The sequence below is a fragment of the Microbulbifer regidiadema (SeqCode) genome, from assembly GCF_052466995.1.
This window is the reverse complement of sequence record NZ_CP174297.1, coordinates 1,009,500-1,026,375: the sequence shown is the minus strand read 5'-3', so window position 1 is coordinate 1,026,375 and position 16,876 is coordinate 1,009,500. Positions and strand designations below refer to the sequence as shown.

Sequence of the window (16,876 nt, the reverse complement as noted above, 5' to 3'; positions counted from 1 at the left end):
CAACCCCCCTCCAAGGTAACAGCAGCAATCTGAAAAATTACGCCAAACTAACCATTAAAGGTGTATTTCACGATCAGCAGTAACTTCTCCAGCTTGTCCTGATCAACCTCGGCCACGCTGAGCTCGAATGGCGTATCCAGGGCGATGGTATTTACCTCACCTTGACACAGTCCCCACTCATCGATTCTCGCAAGGTTGACTGGTGCATCATCAATATCCAAGGCGAATGTGGCAGGGTTATCCGCTACTTGAGCGAGCAAGACGATATGAGAAATACTCGCCTCCAGCGATTGGGCCAGATAGGGCAGCTGGGTTCGCTCTAGGGTAATTTGTGTAGAACCCTGTCCTTTCAGTAAGTGCCACTCGTTGGGAAGTTCATGCTTCAGGTCAATAGCGCTATGCAGTCCAGTCCGGCCCAATTCCTGATTGATCAGTTGTAGCCGCTCAGTCATGCTGGTCTCTGCCAAGGCGCGAAGCCCGGAGCCCCCATCGCGGGCGGTATAGCTTAAATGGAGTACCACGTCGGCAATGGTGTCATAGTTGAACTGGGCCAGCGTCTTGCTGGGGAGTTCGAGGCGCCAGCTACTAATAGCCCCTGTTCCCTCGAAGGGCAGGTAGCGATCGTCACGGAAATTCAGCTCAAACATACCGCTGTCCTGCTGGGCCGCCGATGTGGCAATAGATTGAATTGCGCCGATATTGTAGGCAAAACGCTCATCATTGCCGGGATCTTCGGCGTAACCGGTTCCGGCGAGATTGTCCGGGTGTAGGTCCCTGCGGTATTTATTGGCAACTAATGAGAGCTTGGCGCCCACTGACGTCTGCGGGCCAGCGACACAGGGCATACTTAGGCTCACAGCCCGAATACGGCGGAAATAGTGGCCGGGGTGATCCAAGTCCAAGATGGCTTCCGCTATTTCAAAATCACAGCTGCCGGTAGCTCTCAGCCTTGCCAGGGCGAGAGGGTCGAGCTGAGCCAGGGAGATATGCTTGGTAACTTCGTATTCGCGCTTGTTGTTGTCCAGGTAGGCCGCACTCATTCGATTGATGTCGTAAATAAGTTTATCCGCGCACTGTAGCCCTTTCTTTAAGCTGTCCCAATAGCCATAGGCGATAAAGCTATCCTGGCGACCCAGTTCAAATTGATAGTTGCGCTCAGCTTTTTTCGCCAGGTCGTGGGCGAGTTTATAAGCACTAAAATAGACCGAGCTGATTTTGCCCAGCATCCACTGATATAACTCCTGATTGGTAAACTTGGAGTGCATGTACTCTTCGGTCTGATGGGCATTATCAATTTGCCGTTGGTGATTTTTCAGGTCCTCTTCGGCCATCGCCTTGCGAATTTCCGCTGCGGTAATCTGCTGGTCGATTGAATCCAGCTCCAGCAGTGCCTGGCTTTCCTGGTGTTTCCAGTCCTCGAAACGGCGATTGTAACCGCCGGTAATCGATGCTCTATTGGCTTCATAGGCAGCAATGCCCGCGAGAATATCCAGTACATCTGCGGCGGAATTGGCTGCGGCGGCGAGATTTTTGCCGCCCCATTCCAAGGTGATATGAGGGCTGCCACCAAAACCGGAGGCCCCGCCCAGAAGGGATGGCGCCATAGCCATAACCCCCGCAAGGGTGCGGCTGATCTGTGAGCCCAGCTGCATATCCTGGCTTTTGGCCAGCTTATCCAGGTTGAGTTGTTCTTTGGCGCTGATTTTCTCGATATTTGCGTAGAACTGGTGCCGCTCTTCGGTAACTTTTCGGGTGCGGCGGAGTACTTCGATTTGCTCTGTCGTCTCCTCAATCGCCAACTCTTTTTGTTGGGTGCTGGCTTCCAGCAGCTTGATTTCCAGTTCGCTGCGCAACAAGGCCAGCTCTTCAGCATCTCTCTTTTCCAGTGCCTGTAGCAATGAGCTTCCCAGGCTGCGGACTTCACCGGCGAACTCACTGGCCTTTTGGGACAGAGAGCTGAAGCGATAGTAGGGCAAAGGGGCGTTGAGTCCGGCAATCACGGAGGATATATCCAGGCCCGAGGCCGCCGCTTTCACCAGCATGGCCGGATCGATTGGGGGGGCAAACAGGGCCAGACTTCTTTCAACGCCATCAATATTCTGGCAGTGGCGAATTTTAAACAGCCGGTCGGCGATCCGATCCCAATAGGCCACCATCTGCTCATTTTGCGGAATACAAAAGTACAACATGGATAAGGTGATTGGTGCCGGAGGCAATTCAGCTCCGCCCTCGGGAAGGGCGGCTAGGTCCGGTAGGATATTTTCCAGCTCTACCAGCGCATTGCCGAGGGCCCCGAGCTTGCCCTGCAATTGGTTGTAAGTTTGTGGTGGTGGTTCTACGACGGGGGGGACGACGCGGGGCTTGGGCCCCAGCAGTTTATCCGCGAGGATATACATTTGGGTGGCCTGGGCGATAGACTCCATCGTGTCCTGGCGGAACAGGTAATCCCCCCACTCAACCAAGTTATCGATGTACTTCATCAGGATCGCCTTTTGGTAGGCGACGCTACGGAAGCGTGCAACCACATGGGGGCTAAATGGCTTATCCCGCCACTGCCGAATGGCAAATTCCAGCTCTTTAATTTCCGGCGTATTGGGATCGGCAATCCGGTATAACAATTGATCAATACGTTGTTCGATATACTCGTCTTCACTGCGGAGGAAGAAAGGCTTGGTAACCCAGTATTTGTTGGGGGCCTCACCGGGCAGAGCCCCGGTCGGGTTAAAGATAAAGTGCAGCCACTCCATTGCCTCTTCAAAGCGCTGATTGCGTGTTAATTGGGTGGCAATCAGCATGGGCAGGTGGAAGAAGATTTCCCAGTTGTAACCGCTGTAGCTACCATCCGACGCAAAATCAACATCCTCAATCGGGTATTCTTCCGGCACCACGGGGGCGGGATCATAGTAGTTGGCAAAGCTGAAAGCGGTTTGCTGCATTTGGGTGCTGCGCCGCATCAGGGCGGGAATACCTTCTTGATAGAGGATTTTGCGGAAGGCGCACATCAGCGGGTGGTACATATTGGCGAAGCGCTCACCGTACTGAAGCTCTGTGTAGGTCTGGAATTCTGACAGCAATTTCTGATAGTCATCATCATTGGGTAAGTCTTGCACAACATCCGCAAAACTCTCCCCGGCCTGTACCCGGGCAACCACCTTCAGGTAGAGGTTCAGAGCATCCTCTATAAACTGGATGACGTCAGATGCCGTTCGGCGAACTTCGGTAGTGGAAGAGCTTGCGCTGGTCAGTTCGCCGCTGGGATCTCCGGAAGCCCGGGCGTAAAAACCGGGGATGATCACATAGCCCTGCTCACTATCCTCCATAAAGTAAGGTAGCAGTGTGCCAAGCGGAAATTTCAGCACCTTGTCATACTTGGCGGCGGTACTATTGCTATTACTGTAAGCCAGGATAAACAGGTATTGGATCAGTATCATTGCCCAATCAATAATGGTCATTTGGTGGGGATAAGTGATACGGAAATTACCCGGGGTACGATTCAAAATATCGTAAAAGCCAAAGGGCGTTAAAGCGGTACGCGCAGCCATTTGGTCGGCCGGGTCCCAATTCCACTCTTTATAGCGCTGCACGGTAAGCAGTGTATCTTTGAAGTCCGGGAAGAAATCTGGGAAGGGGGCGTTCCCCTGGGTCGCCAGCTCTGGATAACCTTTGCAGCCAGTGAGTAAAAAGGAGCCTCGCAGTTCAGTGGCGTCCTGGCCCAGGGCTTTTAGTAACAATACCTGGTCAACAGCCTGCAAATAGATCAGGTTGTAGAGCTCCTGTTGCAGGTTTGCCGTTGTATAGCTGGAGGGGGTCAACACCGCATCTTTCGATACCCGTTTGGGCTGCCAGCGGCCATCGGCAAACTCGCTGACGGCCAGCTGAATTTTTAGTTTTCGTTTGGGTTTGTCTGTCGCGGCGACAGTGCCCGGGGTGGAATCCGGCACTGTGGATTCGGGGTTGGGGTCGGGCTCCTCACTAAAGATTGGCCAGGCCAGGGTGAGCCGATTATTGCGCTCCAGGGCCAGCAGCTGGTCACTGGTAATATCCAGGTCCACCAGCTCCCACGGGGTCCAGTAGCGTTCCTGCTCAAACCTGCGGTAGTAGTAAGTGGCGGGATCACCGGATTTGGTGCGGGCAAACACATGCATTATACGCGTTGAGGTTTGATACCAGGTGGCCACCACCTCCAGGAAAGCCAAATCATCCAGTCGCTGCATATAGCCGATAAAGGCTTGCTCGGCAGTAAATTCTGTCAGCTCGTTTTGCTGTAGCTCGTCCTCGAGTTCGACAAAAAGGGAGGATTTGTCGTCGCGCAGTTCGGCTTCGATCCAGTTCTCTGGGTAGAGGAAAATCTTGTAGTTGACCTCGCGCAGGCGATAGAGCTTGAGCCATTTCCAGTGCTCCCAGCCACTGTCATTGTCTTTATCCGCAGCCGCTCTGGGTTCTAAACCCAATAGGCATCTTTGCACGAATAGCTGGATAGCATTGTGTGCCTGCACAATCCTTGAACTGGGCATACAGGCTTCCATCTCTACATCGATCAGCAGGTGATCGTAGAGATCATTGGTGTGGTTAAATTCTGGCCTCGTTGCGAGCAGATAGGCAATCAGGGCATCCCGCTTTTGCGGGCGAATAGCGTCCATCACTTCCTTGAGGGTCCCGAGCCAGGTGGACTCATCGTAGCGGGATTTCAATGCCTGGCGCAGTTGCTGTGTGTCGTCACTGTTAAGTGCGGGTTTGATGAATTGCTGGATTTGCTCGACAGAACTGGATAGCTGTCGCGCAAGCTCAGCGCTTTCCAAAATACGGCTCCAAGTGGCTGGCTTGCGATATTCGCTGAGATCAAATGCAGGGAAGAAATGCGTATCGAGGGCGTCGAGTAAGGCGAGATCGTGTGCGCTGAGAAGTGCCAACCTATCCAGAAAATCCTCCCGGCTCGCCGCGCTTCCCGGGAGTGTCATGGCCAATACGGACCAAAAACTGATCGCGTTGCCGGCGTCGGCAGGGTCAGCCACCGCTGGCAGTTCCTCAGCTAGTTGCAGGGCTAGGATAATATTTAGGTAATCATCCAGGCGCTGTTCCTGCTGCCCACTCTCATTGGGAATTTTGTCAATCTCTAGCCAGTCCAGTGCTTCGCTGTGTTGTAGCAACCAGTTGAGCAACGCGGCATCCACCTGTAGGGACAGCGCTAACGGCACCAGCTTGTGCAGGAGCCGCAAAGCGGCAAAGTGCAGCGGGAAATTGCCCGCTGAGATTACCGGCGGCACAGGGGGTTGATTCAGAGTGTCAATCAGGTCATCAGCCAGTAGTAGTTCAGCTAAAACACCGTGACCCGGCAGTGGCTGTTTTAATTCTGCTGCCTTGAGTATTGTGTCGATAATATCTGAGTCGGCTTTAAATGCAGATGCGATACTGGTGGTTAGTATCTGCTGTTTCGCAATAAAAAACTGATGGGATGACAGGGCGCTCATTAGCACTTGCAGTAAATCTTTACTGGCCTGGCTAATATCTGCATCTGGTGCGAGTAAATCGAGGGTATCAATTGCGGCATTGATAGATAGAGTATCGAAAGTGGCTGCAAACAGATTATCGATCAACCCTTTTGCGGCAGCAGCAGAATCCCAGTCCCGTTCCAGGAATCCCAGGATGGCTTTGCCATCATCTTCACTAACCTGGGTGAATTGGCCCAAGAGTTTTAGCAGGGCCTCTTGTTGTTCAGCAGACTCCAGGTTTGCATCAAAAGGCGAGGCGTTATCGATCCATGCCTGCTGGTAAGCACCTTGGAGTTGGCCCAGAATCTCTTCGATGGATGCCGTCTTAAGCTCCAGTACTTCAAGATCCTCTGCTTGGTGGTACAGCCAAAATCGTAATGTGGACAAGCCGATGGGCAGTGAACGGGTCACTTGGGCATAGTGGACGAATTCGAGCGTATCTAAAGGGGACAGCAGAGGGTCTACCGCACAGAGATCAATCAGGATATCGATATCTTCAGCACTTAATTTCTGACGATGCATCAAGTGGGTTAGCAGGAGCAGAGAGCTGAGATTTTCAATATTGAGAATATTGTCTGCCAGCAACGTCAGTAAACGGTTAAAAGACTCACTGTCAATTTGCAGGCAGGTTGCCAGGCTGCCGGCCACATCGGCGAGAAAACCCGTTCCGTCAATATTTTCCCGTGCCAAAGCCTCATCGATAACGCCGTTTTTGGCCTTGTTCTGGAAGACTAGTGGGTAGTTTTGCAGGGGAATTTCGCCATAGCAGGCAATGAGATCATCAATATCAATTTCACTGAGGCGGCTCAGTTCCGACAAATCGCCAAGAAGGCTTATCGTATCATTGTCCAGCTGGCCTCCACCTAAGGCGGGCTGACTGATAATGGCGTCCAGAGTTTCCAGCTTCCAGCCGGTTACCTTCTGTAGTCGCAAGAAGCGATGGATTCTATCCAGGGCACTATTGTCGAGGTTGGCAATCTCCTTTTGATCCAGGTTGCAGGTTAAATCCAGGTGGCGGATAAATAAATTGCTGTCGGGATCAATGTAATTCAATGCCAAGAGGCGATTGAGCTCAAGGTAAGTCAGTGCAGTTTTATCTAGAAAAGTGCTGACAACAGCCAAATCCGGCAGGGGGGTATTCCAATAATCGTTTTGTCCGGCAATATCAGTCTGGGTGATCAGCTGCCGTTCGCTGTCGTTAAGCCCCAGGCGCTCTGCTGCGATCACATATTCTTGCGGGTTGCTGCCTACTTGGAACCTGCGCATAAGCTCTGCGCGGTCGACATCAAAGCGATCGAAATAGGCTATTGCCTCGGTATGGTGAAGATCAAATGGCAGTGTGAAGGCGAAATTACTTGAAGCCAGTTCAGAGTAGGCCGCCTGGTTGACATATTCGGGAGCAGCCGCCAGCTCTTCTGCTGGGGAAAGGGTTTGCCGCAGCCGAAACAGGGTATAGTTATTACCGCCCTGATTGACCGCCTTAACTACCGCTTTGGTATCGCGGATATAGTGGGGCAGGGTTGTCGATACCCCGAGGGTTTCCGAGGGGAAAACCTGGGCATTTTCACTGATGGGAATACCATTGTTGAGCAGAGCCGTATGCAAATTGGGCGAGATACTCCCAACCAGAGGGTCACTGCCACTGGCGAGGTCGCCGCTATAGGGTATGCCGGTATCTGGAGCGATCAATGTCTCCAATTGTTCACAGACTAAATCGATATAGGGAACAGGGGTAACGGCGTTAGCACAATTGAGATCAATTTCCCCCAGATCTGGGCGGCGCTCAAACAGCAGGTCTCGTGCGTGATTCGTTGTTACCGGTGGGGCAACGGTCAGATCTGTAACATTGCGGCTATCGACAAATTCCAGTAGTTCAACCAAATAGGCGGCGGGTCCATAAACCGAGCGGCAGTGTTCGCAGGCACAGGTATCGGTGCCCTTAAACAGGGACTTTAAATTTGGATAATCCTCTGCGACTTGCTGTGCCTTGACCGCGAGTTTCTTTGTGTTGATTGAGGGAATAACATTGGCAGCGGCCAAATCCTGTAAATCTCCCGCAACCATCATTGCCGCGCTAGATAGGCTCTCCGCTTTGGCATATATCAGCCCCGCTTCTTCAGACTTGATGCCAGCGGCAGGGGCTATTTCCTTGAGAAAGAGGGATTTTCCCTTGGCGACAATATCCCGCGATGAGGTGATTCCCCGGTCCAGCAGCCCAGTCACCTTGTCGTACTGCGGCGCCAGGCGGTATACACGCTGTACTTTCTTCAACTCTTCGCGGGAGGCCTGATGCTCCTCGCCTGTTAGCTGCTTTTCCTCAAAAAGCTGATCAATATTTGTGCTTTTTAGGTCAAATTTTGCCGCTTCATTGATAAGCGCCGTAATCTCGGCACGGTTTTTTATACGCGGCTGCTTGTCTCTTTCCAACTGTGCAAGGAATGCCTCTGATGGATAGGCACTTTCCAAGCGGAGTGTGAGCGATTTTGCATAGGTTTCAATCGCGCCGCTGGCTAATGGTTTGCTGCTTGGTCTAATTTCACTGTCAGCTTGCTTGAGCAGCTTACTCCAGTCCTCCTTAGACAGTTTCGCCAATCGCCCAATTTCATCCGTGCTTGAGATGTTCTCGCGCTTGGCCACTTGATCGATGAACACTTTGTCAAAGCCAAGAATTTCCCCTAATGCCAGCTCGGTTTTTAACTTTGGCGCGCTGCTGGCATCCACCAGAAATGCTTTGTTAGCTATTTTCTCCAGGGCGCTATCGAGGTTGCCGGGATTTTCATTGAGCAGGGTTGTGGCTTCATTGAGTTTATCTTTAGTCACAAACTGTGAGATAACCCCGAGAATGCGCTCTTGTCGCTCAGTATCAGCAAATTTTTGCGCTTCATCTTTATAAGTAGATAGAGTGTCCAGGTGCTTGGCAACATTGTTTGCTGTCTCTGAAGTGATGACTTTCTCAGCGACCGCCTGCTGAATACCCTGCTCAATTGCTGCACTATCGGTCAGTGCCGCCTCATATAGTAATGCTGTAGTGTCGCTATCTATATCGACAGAGAGGCGCAGCTGTAAAGGCTGCCTAAAGTCGTTTCTGAGTAGTGTGCCCTGCTGTAAAAGAGCGTAAAAGAAGGGCGCTTCAATACCAGATGCTTCTTCCAGGCGCTCGGCCAGTGCCAGGTAAGTGATACTACTGGGTGACTGCCCGGTGCGTTTTGCCAGGAGCGATACATCTCCATTCTCGCTGGTCTCTTCCAGCTCTGCGGCTCTGAGGTTGCCCATCAAGGGCTGGATATCCTGCTTCAGTACATCGTATTCAATGCTCTCCCGAGTGATGCGCTGCTTAAGGGTGACATTAATGACCTCCCGGCTGCCCGCAGGAAACAAGGTGCTGTCGGGTGCGGTGCGGAAAAGTAGCGTTTCGCTGATGGGCACCAGTATTTCCAAGCCCAGGGCAATACTCTCTTCACCTGCCACATCACTTTTAGACACCCACTGGAGCAGGTACTTCCCATCAGCGCCAACGCTTGTCTCTCCCAGGGGACGCAAAGAACGAAGCCCCATATCGTAAGCTCTAACCAACAGTCCTTCGGTAGAATCACCATAATTGCTGGTGACTGCTCCCATGATGATATTGTTCTGTGCCATGGTCGCGTCCTATTTGTCCTTTTTCGTTATTCTTCCAGGTTGTTAATAAACTCTAGAATGGCTTCTTGCTCTGCATCGGTCAGGGCATTTGTTGCTGGTTCAGTATTCTGAAGTAACTGTGAATTAAGCATTTGCTGTTGGCGATAGGCTTCACTGCCGGGCCCCCGGGAATCATGGCATATCGCACAGAAAGGATTGCGCCCCTCTTCAACCATCTGTTCGGTAAAGCCTTCGGGGACTGGGAAGTGGGAGGCATCCATAGCCATTTGATTCAGATCCCACACCAATTCTGCTGTACCTACAACGATACCTGGTGGAGTCCAATAGAAGATATCGGTAGCAATGCCTTTACCCACATCCCCTGTATCTCCACCCTCAACCAAGGCATCGGTTGTCTCAGCTGCCGGGTTGACGGATTGAGCCGCCGCATAGGCATCCCCGCCAGTCAGCAGTGTTCCGCCGGCAACGGCACCGCCGACAAGCAGGCCAAGTGGACCTCGCCCTCTGACTCTTGGTCCTTTTGCTTTTGCTCGTACTCTGGTCTTGGTTTTAGTCTTGGTCTTTGTGTCTGTGGGGGTTGAGCGTGTTCCCTCGCTGGTATGAGGTTTGGAAGAGGTCTCTAGTACGTTGCCGTCTTTGTCTTTAGTAACCGTAACCTTCTCCCCCTTTGAGGCATCGCCCCCAGGTCTGCGGATAACAGAAGAAGTAAAGAGTTTTTGAAATTGATATTTGCCGGCAGCGACAGTGTGTACGTTAAAGACCTTGCCGCCTCCAGAGCCCGAAACCTTGGTTTTAAATTTACGCGTATTCGTAGTTTCCCATTGGGCACCTGATTGCAAGGCCGGTAAATATTTTTTCTGTGCCGTAGTCCAAGGTGAGCTCGCCTTGCCTTTCATTTCTACGGGCTCCCAGCCTGTTGAGGTCTCGACAAAGAAATCTGCGCGACCCTTGACCCAGTTACCGTTGACCTTCACCCGGAACGGCACCTCCTTGCGGTAGTTCACGCCCTGATCGACGAGGAACTCCTCAAATAATCGGGAGGCCTTTTGTTCATCACTTTCATGGCCATTGGTATCAGTGAGTGAGACCGGGTTATTTTTCGAGTATTGATAAACATTTAAAGCATCTTCAATGCCACTGGGGTCCGCACTCAACCATCGCCCGAGCCAGGCGATGTAGAAGCGGGCGGAGTGATAGGAGAGGCCGGTTTCATCGTCTCTCTCCATTCCCACATAGCGATAGCGTTTTGCTGCAGCCTGGATATTGTTGTTGGTCGCCTGGTAGGCGGTTGTTCCAAAAGGGTGGTACTCCTCGTAGGAAATAGTCTGCGCATTTTCGTCTACTTCCAGGCAGGCACTATTTAAATGGTTGCTGATTTGATAGCGAATAAGGCTGGGCAGAGTGCCGTCGTCGATATGGTTGCGCCGGTCAATCAGGGCTATTCGCCCCTGATCATCAGTGACAGAGAGGCTGTGCCTGACCAAGCCATTATTTTGCCCCGATAGCTTTTCATAGCGCTCGTAGTTGCCCAGATATATACGCTGCTCTTTTTGCTGAGCTTGCTGGCCCGGCGCTGCTGCTAGCTCAGTTATTTTTCGAATACGCTCCCCGTCCGCAGCATACTGATAGTAGGTTGTCTCGGGTGTTCCATTGAGTACCTTTTGGCGAATGGAAAGTACCAGCTTCTCTTTAAAGTTCCAGCCAAGCTCCTCCAGATGAGGCATGGAGTTGATATAGCCGTGGTTTGGGTGATAACCGTAAAGATAGTTGTCGCCGGCAACGCTGGTGGAGGTCATCCGATTATTGGCGGCTTGGTAAGTGTAATCCCGTGTCCAGTTGTTTCCTGAAGCCTGGTGCTGAACTTGTAGCAGGTTGCCGGCGAGGTCGTAGTCAAATAGCTGGCTATAATTCCGTATTGCCGCAGGATCACCATTGCTGAGAGCGTGCCGAAAGGAGAGGTCATTCCAGTTATCGTTGGCCGCGAATACCAGCGCTGCATTGTTTTCTCGGCCTGTGGCCGTGCGCAGACGGTAAGCGGCATCGTAGATGTAGGTAGACAGCCCACTGGTAACCTGATTGTTGAAAAACTGCACTGGTACTGCGTCGTCCAGTGTATGGCTAATGTTACCGGTTGCATCGTAGGTAAATCTCAGGTCCTGAAGTACCTGATTTCCTCCGGCGGTGGAACTGACTCGCAGAAGGTTAAAGTTTTTACTGTCGTATTGATATTCAGTAACCACACCATTGCCCAACTCTAACCGGACTCTTTGCCCCTTCGAGTTGTAATCGACATTATTGATGATCGTCTGGAGCAGACCGCCATCGGGCTGGAACTGCTTCTGCTGGAGCAATCCTGCTTCATTGTAGAAAGTCAGCTCAACAGAGCCGTCTGGTGCCGTCGATTGGGTGGGCCTGCCCAGGGCGTCCCGCTCTGTGGTGGATATAAAGACTTCATTTTCCAGATCGGCGATCAAATTGGGATCGGTCCAGTTAGGTATGCCTTTATAGTCAGCAAACAGCTGTCTGTGATTATTCAGGGGCTTCCCTTTGAAGTCATAAGACTGCACCAGAGAGAGGCCGCCGGTGTCATAGTATCGGGCCACCCGGCCGCGCAAATTGTTGTTTTCCGGGACCGGCTCCGCTTCGCCGTAGAAAATACGTTCAAAGAGATGATCCAGTGGCTGTACGCCGTCGCCACCGATAACTCGCGACTCTGTGGGCCTGCCTAGTAAGTCATATTGATATTGGAATTCGTGGTTGCGCTCATCCCAAGTCCGCAGTGGTTTGCCATCCACATCTTCGAGTATCCACCGCTGTCCCGAGTCCGATAGATGCTGATAGGCATCAACGCCGAGCAAACTGTACTGATAGCTGGCAACTTGATTGCCGCGCGGATCAGTAACCGATAGCAGGTTACCCTCAATATCCAGCTCGCCAATCGCTAACATAAATTCATCACCGCCATTAAAGCGATTGTGCTGAACCTGTAAGACCGGGCGCCCGAGAGGGTCTAGGTGTTTGATTGAGGGGGTATCGTGATAAATTTCTGAGGCTGTAGCGGCTTCGGCCTCTTTCAATGGATCTTTACCTTCGCTACTTAGCTCCTCATTGATCAGTTGGTTAACCCGATTGTGATGCCAGGAGGACTCCAACACAGTATCGCCAGGGTCATAAGTAATGTGGCTCCAGGAGCTAAACTCAGTTTTACTGAAGGTGCCGTCCGGGAGCTGCATCCGTTGCTCCCGCCCCAGTGGGTCGTAATAAAAGATCGCGGTGACTCCGGTTTCCACCAGTTCACGCCGGTCTTCATAAGCGTGACTGGTGGAAAAGTAAGGTTCATACCGTTTGACCGGGTTACCTTTGTTATTAACGGCTACCCGGCCGGTGCCCACCCAGCGTAAATGCGGCGATGTATCCACCTCTTCAATCACCACGCTGTTATCTGGGCCCATAGTGAGGCGTTTGGCCAGGCCGGGTTCGGCCTGACTCTTCTCCATCACCACTTCACCCAGTCCGCCGTGGTATTGAAAATTGATTTGTATCGGTGAGTTATCGTTTTGTTGAAAGTGCTGTTCCCGAATAATTGTGGCGACCGCTATCGGCGCCCCCGATGTTTGAAATGCTTCCAAATCGTAGACATAACGGCTACTGGCATGGCCCAGGAGGGTTTGCCCCAAACCAACCAGTTCATTGGAGTTCGCCGCTGCAAAAAAATCACTGGTGTGGCCCGCCTCACTCTCACTGGTTTGGGCTTCGTGTCCGATCAGGTCATCCGCTTCCCCCCCTTTACCCAGTACCGCTCTCACTTTTACAAAGCCCAATTCATCAGAGAGGGATTCTGAAAGGTTGTTATTGGGATCGCGCAGGCGGCGCGGGGTCAGTGTGCGAAAATCAAACTGTTCGACGAGGGTGCGGTTGCCGAGAGCATCTTCAGAGGATTCAATAAAGGTAAATGCCGCGAGGTAGCTGACTTTTGTCTGGGCCCCAACAGGATTTGTATAGCTCACCGGCATAAAGAACCGATTTTGTGCGGCACTGGCCATCTCGCCTTGCTGAAGGTAGTTCACATGCCCTGAGCGTATCCACCAATTGCTATCGCCTTCGCTATGTACATAGGACCCGGCCAGCAGGGTTGCATTGTCAACCTTTCCGGCAAAGATCTCTGTTAGCAGTGCGGGGGTGTAGGCCAATTGATAGGTCTCAAAAGGGAGAGCCCGCGATTCCAATTGATGCAGCGGTAGAGGCCCACTTAAATCGTCGCGATAATAAGTTGAGCGCAGATGCTCTATCAGGCGTCGCTCCGGCATGCCGGGCGGGGGATCATTGTGCTTTTGAGGGTAGGGCACCTCCGCAGCCAGGGATGCCCCGTAAAAGTCGGCGGGGATAAAATAGTCACCTGAAGCGGCTATGCCCCGTAACTCATAGGTGCGCTCTTCTGAAGGTAGTGGCAGCTGCCTGGTATCATCGGTTTCGACTGCGTTGGTAAAGTCCATCACCTTGTAGCTGATGGATGTACGCCCCTGGGCTGCTTGAGTCGCGAGCGGCAGATCTGTATCTACCTGCGCACGGGGGTACATCACGCTCACGGATTCCAGCAAATTACCGTATTGATCAAAATCGAGGTTTATTGTGTGTGCGATACGAGGATCTTGAATGTCCCGTTCATAGGCGTAGCTGATGGATTCACTGCTGCGCACGGCAAATACCGCATAGGGGTTTTGCCCTTTGGGCTGGATTAGCTCAATGTGGCAGTTGGAGGCCTCCACCGCGAAAGGGGTCAGTTGTAACCGCAGTTCTTCGGAACCCGGATTGCTAGCGGGAGCATCCAGGGCAAAGACCTCGGAGCGCAAAGACATACTTTTACAGGCGCGGGCGGCCTGGCGGTGCTCAATGGCATTGAGCTGATCGAGTAGGGAGCTTGGCAAACCATCAGCTACAGAAATAGTGGCATCCGGTAAGCGCTGTTCACTGTGCTCGGCACTAAACCCCTGTCGCTTAAGCTCCGCATACCAATAGGAACCCTCAAATTGAGCGAGAATTTCACTCTCCTGAATAAATGCGCCGGTATGAAACCACTGACGGGTTAGCACTGGGGCCTGGTGTAGGGGTTGCTCCACAACATTGCTGGACTCCCCCATAACCCAATGCTCAAACTGCTCAGAATCGGTTTGTTCTACCATGCCAAACCCGCGAAACTCTCGCTCCGCGTGGTCAAAATAACCGTGGGCATAGCGATAGTGGCTCACAAAACGGTGCCCGGTAATCCGGTCTAAAGTCTCGACGGCAGAGAGACACTGTACCGGGAAGTGTAGTTTTGTTACCCAGGGGCGGCCTGCCTGTTCATCTTCGATATAGAACTGTGTCGAGGGGGTGAATGTCAGGTTCACCTCTTTGCCCATATTATTGCTATAGCCTGTCATTAAATGAGGCTTATGGCTGCTCATCAGGTCGATATAGCGAAGCGGGGCTGCGGAATCCTTATCTAATAAGCTGGACCACACCAAGCACTGGGTCCCCGTGCCCAATAAATCAGCCAGAGTGACATCGGCCAAATTGTGGATTTCTGCAAAGAAGTCCACTTCAAAGGGGCTGGAGGACAGACTATTGCCACTCAGATTGAGCCAGCAGGAAGCCTTCTGCTTACTCAGATAAACAATATCTGTAGTTCCTGAACCACTAATATCCCCCAGGCGTAAATACGCGGGATTAAACGAATCTGGCGCGTCGAAGAGCGGAGGGCTGTTCATCGCCACTTTGCGGCCAAATCGGCCATAGCCCAGGTTGGGCCAGTAGCACACCTCTGAAGCGCGGATGCGCACAATATCATTGAGGCCATCACCGCTCATATCCGCAATAAAGATACTCTCTTTGCTGTCGGCGAACACGATGGCCGGGCCGGACTCCTCATCAAATAACTTCGCGACCCGACGGGCGCCGCTATAGCCATCCCGGCCCTTGGATTCATACCAGGTAAAAGTATGATCTTCAGAAATCAGGATATCTGCTCTGCCATCTCCGGTGAGATCCAGCAGTTTGGCGTGAGGGCTACGCTGATCGACTTTGGCCAGCTGTTGGAAGCTGTGAAAGTGCGGCTCATCGCCAATTGCGCCAAACTCAAAGTAACCCTGGGGGCTGGAGCGAAAATTAACCAGTTGTTTGGCGCCATCCGCATCCAGGTCCATCAACTTCCAATGACCACTGGTATTTTGTACCGCTGGTTGGGGGGCAACGGCCTTGGCTACCTCAAAATGACCTTTGCCCAAATTGCGCTTGTAATACCAGCTGCCAGAGCGCTCCACCAGAATACCGGAAAGCCCCTCGCTGTAGAGGTCTGCCAACTGATAGCTGGAAGAAAGGCCAACGGGTGCATTGGTAATATTATCTGTGTCAATTACCTGAACATGGCGGCTCCAGGCATGTTGCTGGTAGTTGAACACCATCGGTGGCAGCGATTTACTGGAGTAATCGCCATTGGCATCTTTGATATAGCCCCGAGAGGTAATGGATCGCAGGAAGGTAAAACCCTGCTGACCGTTATCGTCGTGTTCAAAATCGAGAGAGCGGACCAGGGCTACGCCGCCAGGTAACTCCTGGAATTGGTGAAACAACAAAACACGCCGACATAGGCGGTTAGTGCGCAGTTCAAATCCTGGCTTGTAATTGGAAAAGGGGTCTTGCCGCTGAGCCCAGCTTGCCGTTTTAGAGTAGGGTGGACTGAGGTCATACTCACCGTAATCAAATGCGGTATGAAACATATAGTCCAAAGGCTCTGGGAATATATCCTCTAAAGCAGAGTAGGGTGTACGATTTCCGTAGTAGATATCGGTGAGGTAACAATTGCTATACTGGAGTTGATCCCCCTGGCGGCGATTACTATTGCAGGGTAAGTTATTGTCTAGCCCAATACTATCTTCCTGTTTGTAAACATAATGGCAACAGTTGCCCAAATCATCAAAGATAAATTCAGGCAGCCATTCAAATACTTTTCGAACATCATTTGGGTCTGCAATCCTTGTAGCGTCACTCCAGCCTAAAAGAATTGTAATATTGTCCTTAGTAAGTATCCGCCAGCGAACCTCAAGGGTGTCTTTGTGCAACCAGCGCTCAATCCGGCTGTATAAACCTTCAACTCTGGGTCTGTAGCAACGTATCTGAAACTGGCCGTCCGCAGAGTCTCTCTCCCTTAACTGGTAGCCGCCACCGGGGTTTTGTAGAAAATCGCCCCCTGGCCCCTTGGCAAACTCTGGCACCAGGTCCTCTGCACTGGCAAATAGATAGGTATCTGAGTCTTCCAGATCATTATATTGGGGTAATTGACGGTTAGTTTTACGCTTAATCGACTCTAAGCTAATAGCCCAGCCCAAGCCAAAAATGCTATTTCCCGAGCCAGAGCTGTAACTCAACTGGAGCTGCGGTGCTACCCCACGAGCTGCCGCGACGGGTAAAGGTACTGAAAATGAAGCTGTTCCATTTGCCCCATTTACCGATAGTTTTTCATCAATACCGCGAATAGCACCGCCAGCTTGCGGTAACTCAATTTTAGGAATTTCAACAGTTTTCAGCTCGGAAAGGCCACCTTGTAAATTGAAGGGGCCTGACTTAGGTGAATCTGCATCATCGTCTTGCATACCGGTATCCAATTCGGGCTAAGGCCGTGTTGATAACTCAGTTAACGTAAGACAGCTTTTAGTTTTTACACTGGTGCACAAATAACCCAGCGGCAGGGAGCTCTCCACTATAACGGGTGT

At 51.8% G+C, this 16,876-nt stretch carries 2 protein-coding genes; both read right to left on the bottom strand.

Annotation, left to right across the window (positions count from 1 at the left end; translation table 11 throughout):
- Positions 1 to 47: 47 nt before the first annotated feature.
- Positions 48 to 9,128: a Tc toxin subunit A-related protein gene (locus ACJJIK_RS04170; RefSeq protein ID WP_444944305.1), complete on the bottom strand. Its 9,081-nt coding sequence runs from the start codon at positions 9,126 to 9,128 to the stop codon at positions 48 to 50.
- 26 nt (positions 9,129 to 9,154) lie between these two features.
- Positions 9,155 to 16,756 carry a SpvB/TcaC N-terminal domain-containing protein gene (locus ACJJIK_RS04165; RefSeq protein ID WP_444944304.1) on the bottom strand — a complete coding sequence of 2,534 codons (7,602 nt, stop codon included), beginning with the start codon at positions 16,754 to 16,756 and terminating at the stop codon, positions 9,155 to 9,157.
- Positions 16,757 to 16,876: the final 120 nt, after the last annotated feature.